This window comes from Pseudomonas caspiana (assembly GCF_002158995.1).
Classification (GTDB): domain Bacteria; phylum Pseudomonadota; class Gammaproteobacteria; order Pseudomonadales; family Pseudomonadaceae; genus Aquipseudomonas; species Aquipseudomonas caspiana.
Map to the genome: position 1 here is coordinate 60,501 of NZ_LOHF01000009.1, position 10,591 is coordinate 71,091.

A 10,591-nucleotide genomic window follows, 5' to 3' on the forward strand; every position below is an offset into this window, starting at 1 on the left:
AATCAAACGACCGGGCAAGCCCGGTCGGTTTTCAACAATAGCTGAATCAGAATTTCAGGCTTGGATTGCTCGGACGTACTTCGGCACCCGACTGACCTTTGGGCGAAATCAACTGCACTTGAAGTTTTTCGGTGCCCGGGAACGACTTGAAGATGGTCGACAGGTCGAGGGTTTTCAGTACGGCCGGAACCTTACAGGTGAATTTGTAAGTGCCATGGATTTCGCTGTGCTCGTGCTCATCGTGGGCGTCTTTGGCATCGTGATCGTGGCCTGCGTCAGCATCAGGCTTGTCACCGAACAATGGGCTTTCCAGCTTCTGGGCAACCACGTTGCACTCGGCGGCTTCCGGAATGTTGAACAGTGCGTGGGGCTTGAGCAGGATATCTTTGGCAGCGGCGACTTTGGCCTTGTCTTCAGCGCTGGTGGCCAGATGCTCAAAACCGACGAGGTTCATGGCCGGGCTGTCCAGTTCGAACTCCAGCGTGCCGCCAACCAATGCGACGTCCAGTCGGCCCACGCCATGCTCATGCGCGCCGAGGCTGCCGTGTTCATGGTCGTGATCATGCTCAGGGGCTGCATTAACCATTGCGAGAGGAAGCAGGGCCAAGGGCAAAGCGAGCAGCAGACGGCGCATAAAACAGACTCCGGACATGACGGGATAAAGATCGTTATGTGATCTTATAACAATTATTGTCGGGGGCGTGAGCCGGAATTTTGATTGAGTAGTGAGCACTTCCCCGGTAGGAGCCAACTTGTCGGCGAGACGATAGTTCTCATTACGCGGGTCCAATGCCTCGCCAACGAGTTGGCTCCTACCCGGTGATGTATTCCAATTATTAAACGCGCTGACCCCAAGGCCGCGCCCGGCGCAGGTCTTGGGCCAGTGTGTAAATAATTGTCCGTCCGGCATGAGTGGTCCAGCGCAGGGTTTCTATCAGGCGATGTTCATCGGGCGTGAGGTAGGCGAAGCCTTGGGTTTTGGCTTCGTGTAGGCAGTCGATGGGTTGGTGAGATTTTCTTTTTGATTTCATTTGAAGCTCCTTACGATTTTCTGGAGTTGCCTTCAAACGCTGCGATTCGAATGGGTGGCAACTGTGCGCAGGTTCGCAGACCGAGTCGTAAGGGTCCCGGCACATCCGAAGATGTCCCGCGCACAGCGGCCATATAACTTACAGGCTAGCTGTTCGTGGAAACTTACGACAATCGGGCTGCGAAACCCGTTCGCTGCTGCTGCAACGACCGGCGCACATTACCGACGCGGGACGCGATCCACGAGGTAACAACAGCGATTCAGAATGTAGGAATGGTCTCTGCCTGAACACAGATCCCCTGTGGGAGCAGGGCTTGCCCGCGATAAGACTGGACTCGATCGACCTGACATTTGCGGTGCCTGTATCGCGAGCAAGCTCTGCTCCCACAGGTCCAGCGGAGTACTGGCCCTTTGTGGTGAATTTGCGGAAGGAGATCAGAAATACCGCTGATCCCTGTAGGAGCTGCCGAAGGCTGCGAAGCAATCTCATGGCATGCCGAATTCGCAGCCTTCGGCAGCGCCTACAGCCCAGCGCAAAAAGATGAATCTATGCGAGCATATCCCCCTGCAAAAAAAGAGGAAGCACCCATGTTGCGTATTCGTGGAACCGTTGGCGATTGGCCGGTGGATTTGACGCTGGAGCTGGACGAAGGCGATTGGGCGCAGCTTGGCGCTCAACTCAAAGCCGCCAAACCTGAAGCCACCGCCGCAGCCGTGGTCAGCAAACCGGCCAGTCAGGACGACAAGATCTGGCAGATCGCGTTGGGCCTGCTGCGCAAGGCCGGGCAGATCAATGGGCCAGAGTTGCTGGATCAACTGGAAGGGTTGACCGGCAGCACGGCGGCGGGCAAGCGCCTGTTAGTGCGCTTGCGCCACAGTTCGCAAGTCAAGGTCGAGAGCGGGCAGGACGCGCCGCTCTACAGCTGGGTGAATACAGACGCCTGATGAAAGACGCTTAGTACAGCGCAGCAAACAACTTGCGACGGTAGGCGGTGACCAGCAGGTGGTCGTTGCCCAACAGGTCGAAGACTTGCAGCAGGGTTTTGTGTGGCAGGCCGTCGGCGTAGTTGCGGTTGCGGATGAACAGCTTCAACAAGCCTTCCAGCGCCGCTTCGTATTGCTGGCGGGCCAGTTGCTGAATCGCCAGTTGATGCACGGCTTCGTCATCCAGCGGGTTTTGCGCCAGGCGAGCCTTGAGCTCTGCTGCATCCGGGAAGGCCTTGGCTTCAGCCAGGAACGTCAGTTGCGCACGGGCACCGGCAAGGTCAGCTTTGTGATCGTCGGTTTTCACCGCGTCCAGCACTTGTCGTGCTTCGCCCAGCTCACCGCGCTCTGCCAGGCAGCGCGCATAAAGAATCAGCGCTGCCGCATTGGTATTGTCTTCAGTCAGGATCTGTTGCAAGGCAGCTTCGGCTTCAGCGAAGTGGCTTTCAGCGAACATTTCCTGAGCCAGTTTCAGCGGGTCGGCGGCGACTGGCGCAGGCATGACCACGTGTTGCTCGAGAATCTTGCGGATCTCTGATTCAGGCTGGGCACCGGTGAAACCGTCGATGGGCTGACCATCCTTGAACAACACGACCGTCGGCAGGCTACGGATGCCGAAGCGGGCGACGATGTCTTGCTCGGCATCGCAATCGACCTTCACCAGTAGCAATTCACCCTGATAGCTCTCGGTGATCTGTGCGAGCAGGGGCATCAGCACTTTGCAGGGCGCGCACCATTCGGCCCAGAAATCCACCAGCACGGGCTGGTCGAAAGACTTGTCGATGACCAGTTGCTGAAAGGTCGCCGCCGTAGCGTCGAAGATGTAGGTAGTGTCCTGGTTCATTGCGAATCTCGGGGTATCTGAATGGGGCCAACTATAAAGGGCGCTTGGGTTTGCGCAAAGCGGCGTTGCAGGCGAAGCACTTCCTTGTGGGAGCGGTGATCATGTGGGAGCGGTGCTTGCCCGCGATAGGAACGACGCGATCTAAAGTGAACCGCGTCCAGCCTTATCGCGGGCAAGCACCGCTCCCACAGGGGATTGCATTTCAACTCGCTCAGCGTGGTAGAGGCTCACCTTGCGAAACTCATGGGGCTCCGCCAGATCCGGCAGCGTATGCGCTTCAAAGATATCCAGGCGCCCATATTGTGGATGCTGAAAATCCCGCACTCTCGAATCCGCCACCAATGCTTGCCGCCCGCGACTGAGGAACTGGTCCAGCAGCGGCAAGTTGGCCCGGTCGTAGAGCACGTCGGCGACGATGATCAAATCGAAGCGATCAGCTTCGGCAAAGAAGTCAGCCGAGTAGCTTAACTGCACGCCGTTCAGCTCAGCATTCGCGCGGCAGGCTTCAATGGCCAATGGATCAAGATCACAGGCCACCACTTCAAGTGCGCCCGCTTTAACTGCCGCAATCCCCGCCACGCCTGAACCTGCGCCAAAATCCAGAACCCGCTTACCGGCCACCCAATGCGGGTGTTCTGCCAGAAACCGCGCCAGCGCCAGGCCGCTGGCCCAGCAGAAACTCCAGTACGGCGGCTCTTCAAGAATGCGTCGGGTTTCTTCGGGGCTGAAGGCTCGATCCATGTTCTCGGCGTCGATCAGCCACAGCTGCAAGTCGGTGTCCGGCAGAGCTGTAGCGACCAGTTGCGCATCGCCCAGCAATTCGCTGAGCGCCTGTTGAAGGTGTTGCGGTGCAATCATGGCGCGCTTTCGAATTGCAGAGGCCCCAACGCTTGAGTAGTCGGTTGTTCAATACGCATCGACGGCAAATGCAGGATCAATTGCCCGGACTTGCTGGCACGGCCGCGCAGTTCAACGCGCTGACCCACCGGAAAGGCTTCCGGGTTGAAACGCAGCTGGAATGGTAGCGACTGATTGTTCCCCTGCAGTTTGGTGCTGGTCAGGAGTTTTTGCGGGCGACCGCGTTCGTCGATCACCAACAGTGCCAGTTCGACTTCGGCACCAGCCGGTACGCCCAGCAATTGCCCACTCAGCTCACGCTGGAACGGCTGCAAGGGGCCAGGACCGGCCGGCACTTTGGCGACAGGCGCTGAGGCCGGTTTGGCCGGGACGGGTTCAGGTGTCTCATTGCTGCTGCAAGCAGCGAGCAGGCCGATCAGGCCGAGCAACATCAGCGGTCGTAGCGTCATGAACAGCTCCAACAAAAAATCAATACGAAGGACAACAGCAACCGCTCAATGACGGCAACGCTAAATTACCCGCAAACGCCGGTAAATAGCCCAATAGCGCGCAGTATCGCCGAACACTGCGTCAGATGCGCGTCTATATAGCGCAAAGCCGAAGACTTGTCTTGCCGGCGGGATGCGCTACCATGGCGGCCCTTCCTACTTTTGTTGCCTGCCACCATGCACTGTCCCTTCTGCGGTGCCAACGACACCAAAGTCATCGATTCCCGCCTTGTTGCCGAGGGCGATCAAGTTCGTCGCCGTCGCGAATGCCTGGCGTGCGGTGAGCGTTTCACGACGTTCGAAACAGCCGAACTGGTGCTCCCGCGCCTGATCAAGCAAGACGGCAGTCGCCAGCCCTTCGATGAAGAGAAGCTGCGCGCCGGTATGCAGCGTGCCCTTGAGAAGCGCCCGGTCAGCGTCGAACGTCTGGAGGCGGCGCTGGTGCACATCAAGCACAAGCTGCGCGCAACCGGCGAACGCGAGGTCAAGTCGCTGGTAGTGGGCAATCTGGTCATGGGCGAACTGCAAAAGCTCGACGAAGTGGCGTATATCCGCTTTGCTTCTGTTTACAGGCGTTTTCAGGACCTCAACGAATTTCGCGAAGAAATCGATCGCCTGGCTCGCGAGCCAGCTAAAGAGTGAGTGCTTCGTTGACTGAGCAAACCGCGCTGGACACCCATTACATGGCACGTGCGCTGGAGCTGGCGCGCAAAGGGATTTACTCCACCCATCCCAACCCGCGTGTCGGCTGCGTGATTGTGCGCGATGGGCAGATTGTCGGCGAAGGCTGGCACGCCAGGGCTGGCGAGCCACATGCCGAAGTGCATGCACTGCGTCAGGCGGGTGACAAGGCCCACGGCGCGACCGCTTATGTGACCCTGGAACCTTGCAGCCACCATGGCCGTACGCCGCCGTGCGCCGATGCGCTGGTTAATGCGGGAGTGGCGCGAGTGGTCGCGGCTATGCAGGACCCCAATCCCGATGTGGCCGGGCGTGGCTTGCTGCGTTTGATGAACGCCGGTATTTCGGTGCAATGCGGGGTGCTGGAAGACGAAGCGCGGGCGCTGAACAAAGGCTTTCTCAAGCGCATGATCAAAGGCTTGCCGTATGTGACGGTCAAGCTCGCCATGAGCCTGGACGGCCGCACCGCCATGGCCAGTGGCGAAAGCCAATGGATCACCGGCCCGGCTGCGCGTGGGGCAGTACAACGTCTGCGTGCGCAATCAAGTGTCGTGTTGACTGGCGCTGATACCGTCCTGGCTGACAAGGCCCGCCTGACGGTACGCCCTGATGAGTTGGGCCTGAATGCCGAGCTCACCGCACTGGCAATGACGCGTCCGCCGCTGCGGGTGCTGATCGACGGCCGTTTGCGGGTGCCGCTGGATGCTCCGTTCTTTCAGGCCGGGCATGCACTGGTTGTGACCTGCGCTGCCGCTTCAGCCCGAGAGCGCTATCACGATGAAGGTCACGACATGTTGGCCCTTGCCGGAAGCGGTGGTCATGTAGATCTGCGCAAGTTGCTGGTAGACCTGGCCGCTCGTGGCATCAACGACGTACTGATCGAAGCGGGCCCGCGACTCGCCGGGGCGTTTACTCGCTTGGGGCTGGTGGATGAATTCCAGATTTTCGTCGCGGGCAAGTTCCTCGGTTCTTCCGCCAGGCCTTTGCTCGACTTGCCGCTGGCGCAGATGAGCGAGGCTTTTGAGCTAAAAATCGTGGACATCCGAGCTGTCGGTGATGACTGGCGAGTCATTGCAACCCCCAAGCTCGCACCCGGCGTATAATTTCCGCCTTTCGCTCAGCGCGCTGGGCTTGTTCTCCTGGAGGACCCATGTTTACTGGCATCATCGAATCCATCGGTAGCATCCGCGCCATCACCCCTAAAGGCGGCGATGTTCGCGTTTATGTTGAAACTGGCAAACTTGATCTGAGCGACGTCAAACTGGGCGACAGCATCGCGGTCAACGGCGTTTGCCTGACTGCTGTAGAGCTGCCCGGCGATGGTTTCTGGGCTGATGTCAGCCGCGAAACCCTCGACGTCACGGCGTTCATCGATTTGAAGACCGGCAGCCCGGTCAATCTGGAAAAGGCTTTGACTCCAACCACGCGTCTGGGCGGCCATCTGGTCAGCGGCCACGTCGATGGTGTTGGCGAGATCGTATCTCGCGAGGAAAACGCCCGTGCCATTCAGTTCAAGGTGCGCGCGCCACGCGAGCTGGCCAAGTACATTTCGCACAAGGGTTCTATCACGGTTGATGGCACCAGCCTGACCGTGAACGCCGTCGACGGCGCCGAATTCGAGCTGACTATCGTGCCGCACACCTTGGCCGAAACCATCATGGCTGACTACCGTCCGGGCCGTAAGGTCAACCTTGAGGTGGATTTGCTGGCGCGTTATCTGGAGCGTTTGCTGATGGGCGACAAGGCCGCCGACTCTTCGAAAGGGCAGGCTGGCACCATCACCGAAAGCTTCCTGGCCGCCAACGGCTACCTCAAATCCTGAATTGAAGGGGGTGCCGCGTGGCGCTCAATAGTATCGAAGAACTGGTTGAAGACATTCGCCAGGGCAAAATGGTCATCCTCATGGATGACGAAGATCGCGAGAACGAAGGCGACCTGATCATGGCCGCCGAATGCTGCAAAGCCGAGCACATCAACTTCATGGCTCGTTTCGCCCGTGGCCTGATCTGCATGCCGATGACCCGTGAGCGCTGCGAAACCCTAAAGCTGCCACTCATGGCACCGCGCAACGGTTCCGGTTTTGGCACCAAGTTCACCGTATCCATCGAAGCCGCTGAAGGCGTGACCACCGGCATTTCCGCTGCTGACCGTGCCCGCACCGTACAAGCCGCAGCGGCCAAAGACGCAAAAGCTGAAGACATCGTCAGCCCTGGTCACATCTTCCCGTTGATGGCCCAGGCGGGCGGTACTTTGGCTCGCGCCGGCCACACTGAAGCAGCCTGCGACCTGGCGCGCATGGCCGGTTTCGAGCCAAGTGGCGTGATCTGTGAAGTGATGAACGACGACGGCACCATGTCGCGTCGTGCTGAACTGGAAGCCTTTGCGCTGGAACACGACATCAAGATCGGTACGATTGCCGACCTGATTCACTACCGGATGATCCACGAACGTACCGTTCAGCGGATTGCCGAGCAGCCGATGGACAGCGAATTGGGCCAGTTCAACCTGGTGACCTACCGCGATTCCGTCGAAGGTGATGTCCACCTGGCGCTGACCCTGGGCAAGATTTGCGCAGAAGAACCGACGCTGGTGCGCGTGCATAACATGGACCCTTTGCGTGACCTGTTGATGGTCAAGCAACCGGGTCGCTGGAGCCTGCGCGCCGCTATGACCGCGGTCTCCAACGCGGGCAGCGGTGTTGTTCTGTTGCTGGGTCATCCGCTGGATGGTGACGTGCTGCTGGCGCATATTCGTGAAACCGCCGGGCAGTTGCCGATCAAATCGCCGACGACGTACAGCACCGTCGGTGCCGGTTCGCAGATACTTCGCGACCTCGGCGTGCGCAAAATGCGCTTGATGAGTTCGCCAATGAAGTTCAATGCGATATCCGGTTTCGATCTGGAAGTTGTAGAATACGTGCCCTCCGAATAAAGACCGGTCGGGTGGCGCGCTTTTGTGCGTGCCACCGGCTAATCTGTTTCGTGGCCTAACATCCCTATAGTCCGCCTCAAGGCGTACTTGCTCTTTAATACGAGACTTACACGAATGACCCTGAAGACCATCGAAGGTACCTTCGTCGCTCCCCAAGGCCGCTACGCTCTGGTAGTTGGCCGTTTCAACAGCTTCGTCGTGGAAAGTCTGGTGAGCGGCGCTGTTGATGCTTTGGTACGCCACGGCGTCAAGGAAAGCGACATCACCATCATCCGCGCTCCGGGTGCCTTCGAAATCCCGCTGGTTGTGCAGAAGGTTGCCCAGCGCAGCGAGTTCGCCGCCATCGTCGCCCTCGGCGCGGTGATTCGTGGTGGTACTCCGCACTTTGAATACGTGGCTGGCGAATGCGTCAAAGGCCTGTCCCAGGTTTCCATGGAGTTCGGCGTACCGGTTGCTTTCGGCGTGCTGACTGTCGACACCATCGAACAAGCGATCGAGCGCTCCGGTACCAAGGCTGGTAACAAAGGCGCAGAAGCTGCGTTGTCCGCCCTTGAAATGGTCAGCCTGCTGGCGCAGTTGGAGGCCAAGTGATTTCCGACGATAGCGATCAGTTCAACCCGCGCGATCCAAAACCTGCGGACGCTGGCAAACCATCTAAAAGTGTAAAGCGCCGGGAAGCCCGTCAGTTGGCAACTCAAGCGCTTTACCAATGGCATATGGCGGGTCATTCGCTGAATGAAATCGAGGCGCAGTTCCGTGTCGATAACGATTTCAAAGACGTCGACGGCCCTTACTTCAGCGAGCTGTTGCGCGGCGTGCCGACCAACATCGACGAAATCGATGCGGCCCTGACGCCTTGCCTGGACCTGACCATTGAAGAACTCGACCCGGTTGAACTGGCCATCCTGCGCCTGTCCACCTACGAGCTGCTCAAGCGCGTCGACGTGCCATATCGCGTTGTGATCAACGAAGGCATCGAGCTGGCGAAAGTCTACGGCTCCACTGACGGTCACAAGTTCGTCAATGGCGTGCTGGACAAACTGGCCCCGCGCCTGCGTGAAGCTGAAGTCAAAGCGTACAAGCGCTAAGTCTTTCAGGCTGGCCGCAGTCCCGGTAGGAGGCAACTTGTTGGCGAGGCGGCGTATCAGGCACTAGTGATTAGCCTGAATGGACGCCTCGCCAACAAGTTGCCTCCTACCTGATCGATTTGTTTGCGCCGGGTGTTATCAACACAATAAGAGATCCTGATGGGCGAGTTTGAGCTGATCCGCAATTACTTCGCTGCTGCGCCTTGTGCGCAAGCAGGTGAAGGTGTGGCGCTGGGGATTGGTGATGACTGTGCTTTGCTGACGCTACCACCCGGTGAGCAGTTGGCAATATCTACCGATACGCTGGTCAGCGGCGTGCATTTCCCTGACGTCTGCGATCCTTTCCTGCTGGGCCAGCGTGCCCTTGGTGTGTCGGCCAGCGATCTTGCTGCCATGGGCGCAACACCCGTCGCTTTCACCCTCGCGCTAACCCTCCCTGAAGTGTCAGCCACTTGGCTACAGGCTTTCGCCCAAGGTTTGAACCTCATGGCGCAGGGTTGCGGCTTGCAACTGGTGGGTGGCGATACGACTCGTGGGCCATTGAGCCTGACGGTCACAGTCTTCGGCCGCGTGCCGACTGGTCAGGCGTTGACTCGCAGTGGCGCCCGCCCGGGCGATCTGCTGTGCGTCGGGGGACCATTGGGCGATGCGGCAGGTGCATTGCCGCTTGTGTTGAACCAGCGTACTGCTGAGGCGTCTACCGCAGAGGCTTTGCTGGCGCGGTACTGGTCGCCACAACCGCAATTTGCTTTGGGCTTGTCGCTGCGTGGCAAGGCCAGTGCCGCGCTGGATATCTCCGACGGCCTGTTGGCCGACTGCGGACATATCGCGCTAGCATCGAAAGTCCGGCTATTGGTTGAACAGGAAAAACTGCCGATGTCCGAACATTTGCTGGCCTTCATCGGGCAGCAAGGCGCAACGCAGGCAGCGCTGAGTGGTGGTGATGATTATTTGCTGGCGTTCACGTTGCCGCCTGAACACTTACAGGGCTTGCTCGACGAAGGATTGCCCATCCATGTCATCGGGCGAGTCGAGGCGGGCGAAGGCGTCGCGCTGATCGACACCAAGGGTCACGACATTCCTGTCCTGGCACGCGGCTACCAACATTTTCGGGAGACACCGTGACAGATCATCCAAAGCAGGTCCCGGCGGAATTCGTTCCACCTTCGGTCTGGACCAACCCATGGCATTTCCTGGCATTCGGTTTCGGTTCCGGCACGCTGCCCAAAGCACCGGGCACCTGGGGTTCCATGGTTGCCGTGCCGTTCATCCCGCTATGGCAAATGCTTCCGGACTGGGGCTACTGGCTGATGCTCGGCATCACCATGCTGTTCGGCTTCTGGTTGTGCGGCAAAGTCGCGGATGATCTGGGTGTACACGACCACGAAGGCATCGTCTGGGACGAAATGGTCGGCATGTGGATTACGCTGTGGCTGGTGCCCGAGGGTTGGGTCTGGCTGCTGGTGGGGTTCCTGGTGTTCCGCTTTTTCGACATTCTCAAGCCATGGCCGATTCACTGGATTGACCGCAAGGTGCACGGTGGCGTCGGGATCATGCTCGATGACGTGCTGGCAGGCGTGTTCGCCTGGGCTGCGATGCAGGGCATCGTTTGGGTCTGGGCGTGGATTTGACCTGAAAATATAGCCCTGTAGGAGCTCACGAGTACCGCGAGGCAGCGATAGCGGTG

General features: G+C 59.0%; 14 protein-coding genes. 9 read left to right on the forward strand and 5 right to left on the reverse strand.

Annotated elements, in window-relative coordinates; translation table 11 throughout:
- Positions 1–46: 46 nt before the first annotated feature.
- Both AUC60_RS12620 and AUC60_RS12625 read right to left on the reverse strand, forming a co-directional pair.
- Positions 47–634, reverse strand: a complete 588-nt coding sequence (locus AUC60_RS12620; RefSeq protein WP_087267494.1) for a DUF2796 domain-containing protein — start codon at positions 632–634, stop codon at positions 47–49.
- Between the two features lie 202 nt (positions 635–836).
- Complete coding sequence (locus AUC60_RS12625; protein ID WP_087267497.1) at positions 837–1,031, reverse strand: hypothetical protein; 195 nt, start codon at positions 1,029–1,031, stop codon at positions 837–839.
- A 587-nt stretch (positions 1,032–1,618) separates the two neighbouring features.
- On the opposite strand from AUC60_RS12625, the gene AUC60_RS12630 reads away from it, so the two are divergent.
- A complete protein-coding gene (locus AUC60_RS12630) occupies positions 1,619–1,975 on the forward strand; it encodes a hypothetical protein (RefSeq protein ID WP_087267499.1) in 357 nt (118 codons plus the stop codon).
- Positions 1,976–1,985: 10 nt separating this feature from the next.
- On the opposite strand, the gene trxA is transcribed toward AUC60_RS12630, so the two are convergent.
- The 3 genes from trxA to AUC60_RS12645 form a co-directional block, all read right to left on the reverse strand.
- Complete coding sequence (gene trxA / locus AUC60_RS12635; protein ID WP_087267502.1) at positions 1,986–2,858, reverse strand: thioredoxin; 873 nt, start codon at positions 2,856–2,858, stop codon at positions 1,986–1,988.
- 141 nt (positions 2,859–2,999) lie between these two features.
- Positions 3,000–3,716 carry a class I SAM-dependent methyltransferase gene (locus AUC60_RS12640; RefSeq protein WP_087267505.1) on the reverse strand — a complete coding sequence of 239 codons (717 nt, stop codon included), beginning with the start codon at positions 3,714–3,716 and terminating at the stop codon, positions 3,000–3,002.
- Positions 3,713–4,165, reverse strand: coding sequence for a hypothetical protein (locus tag AUC60_RS12645; protein WP_087267508.1), 453 nt, complete (start codon positions 4,163–4,165; stop codon positions 3,713–3,715). Before AUC60_RS12645 ends, AUC60_RS12640 begins: the two co-directional genes overlap by 4 nt.
- A 216-nt stretch (positions 4,166–4,381) precedes the next feature.
- Here AUC60_RS12645 and nrdR point away from each other — a divergent pair, with 216 nt between their 5' ends.
- The 8 genes from nrdR to AUC60_RS12685 all read left to right on the forward strand — a co-directional run bounded on the left by nrdR (position 4,382) and on the right by AUC60_RS12685 (position 10,535).
- The gene (gene nrdR / locus AUC60_RS12650) at positions 4,382–4,846 is read left to right on the forward strand and encodes a transcriptional regulator NrdR (protein WP_027901698.1); all 465 of its coding nucleotides are present in this window, start codon (positions 4,382–4,384) and stop codon (positions 4,844–4,846) included.
- Positions 4,847–4,887: 41 nt separating this feature from the next.
- Positions 4,888–5,988: a bifunctional diaminohydroxyphosphoribosylaminopyrimidine deaminase/5-amino-6-(5-phosphoribosylamino)uracil reductase RibD gene (gene ribD / locus AUC60_RS12655; RefSeq protein WP_167384339.1), complete on the forward strand. Its 1,101-nt coding sequence runs from the start codon at positions 4,888–4,890 to the stop codon at positions 5,986–5,988.
- 47 nt (positions 5,989–6,035) lie between these two features.
- On the forward strand, positions 6,036–6,707 hold the full coding sequence (locus AUC60_RS12660) for a riboflavin synthase (RefSeq protein WP_087267514.1): 672 nt from the start codon (positions 6,036–6,038) through the stop codon (positions 6,705–6,707).
- Positions 6,708–6,724: 17 nt separating this feature from the next.
- Positions 6,725–7,816 carry a bifunctional 3,4-dihydroxy-2-butanone-4-phosphate synthase/GTP cyclohydrolase II gene (gene ribBA / locus AUC60_RS12665; protein WP_087267517.1) on the forward strand — a complete coding sequence of 364 codons (1,092 nt, stop codon included), beginning with the start codon at positions 6,725–6,727 and terminating at the stop codon, positions 7,814–7,816.
- 114 nt (positions 7,817–7,930) lie between these two features.
- Positions 7,931–8,407: a 6,7-dimethyl-8-ribityllumazine synthase gene (ribH, locus tag AUC60_RS12670; RefSeq protein ID WP_027901702.1), complete on the forward strand. Its 477-nt coding sequence runs from the start codon at positions 7,931–7,933 to the stop codon at positions 8,405–8,407.
- Positions 8,404–8,904, forward strand: coding sequence for a transcription antitermination factor NusB (nusB, locus tag AUC60_RS12675; RefSeq protein ID WP_027901703.1), 501 nt, complete (start codon positions 8,404–8,406; stop codon positions 8,902–8,904). Before ribH ends, nusB begins: the two co-directional genes overlap by 4 nt.
- A 159-nt stretch (positions 8,905–9,063) precedes the next feature.
- Positions 9,064–10,029 carry a thiamine-phosphate kinase gene (thiL, locus tag AUC60_RS12680; RefSeq protein WP_087267520.1) on the forward strand — a complete coding sequence of 322 codons (966 nt, stop codon included), beginning with the start codon at positions 9,064–9,066 and terminating at the stop codon, positions 10,027–10,029.
- On the forward strand, positions 10,026–10,535 hold the full coding sequence (locus AUC60_RS12685; RefSeq protein ID WP_027901910.1) for a phosphatidylglycerophosphatase A family protein: 510 nt from the start codon (positions 10,026–10,028) through the stop codon (positions 10,533–10,535). Before thiL ends, AUC60_RS12685 begins: the two co-directional genes overlap by 4 nt.
- The last annotated feature ends 56 nt before the right edge of the window (positions 10,536–10,591 follow it).

Coding starts and splice junctions, on each gene's coding strand:
- AUC60_RS12620 (WP_087267494.1), bottom strand. CDS start 634: ATGCGCCGTCTGCTGCTCGCTTTGCCCTTGGCCCTGCTTCCTCTCGCA.
- AUC60_RS12625 (WP_087267497.1), bottom strand. CDS start 1,031: ATGAAATCAAAAAGAAAATCTCACCAACCCATCGACTGCCTACACGAA.
- AUC60_RS12630 (WP_087267499.1), top strand. CDS start 1,619: ATGTTGCGTATTCGTGGAACCGTTGGCGATTGGCCGGTGGATTTGACG.
- trxA (WP_087267502.1), bottom strand. CDS start 2,858: ATGAACCAGGACACTACCTACATCTTCGACGCTACGGCGGCGACCTTT.
- AUC60_RS12640 (WP_087267505.1), bottom strand. CDS start 3,716: ATGATTGCACCGCAACACCTTCAACAGGCGCTCAGCGAATTGCTGGGC.
- AUC60_RS12645 (WP_087267508.1), bottom strand. CDS start 4,165: ATGACGCTACGACCGCTGATGTTGCTCGGCCTGATCGGCCTGCTCGCT.
- nrdR (WP_027901698.1), top strand. CDS start 4,382: ATGCACTGTCCCTTCTGCGGTGCCAACGACACCAAAGTCATCGATTCC.
- ribD (WP_167384339.1), top strand. CDS start 4,888: ATGGCACGTGCGCTGGAGCTGGCGCGCAAAGGGATTTACTCCACCCAT.
- AUC60_RS12660 (WP_087267514.1), top strand. CDS start 6,036: ATGTTTACTGGCATCATCGAATCCATCGGTAGCATCCGCGCCATCACC.
- ribH (WP_027901702.1), top strand. CDS start 7,931: ATGACCCTGAAGACCATCGAAGGTACCTTCGTCGCTCCCCAAGGCCGC.
- thiL (WP_087267520.1), top strand. CDS start 9,064: ATGGGCGAGTTTGAGCTGATCCGCAATTACTTCGCTGCTGCGCCTTGT.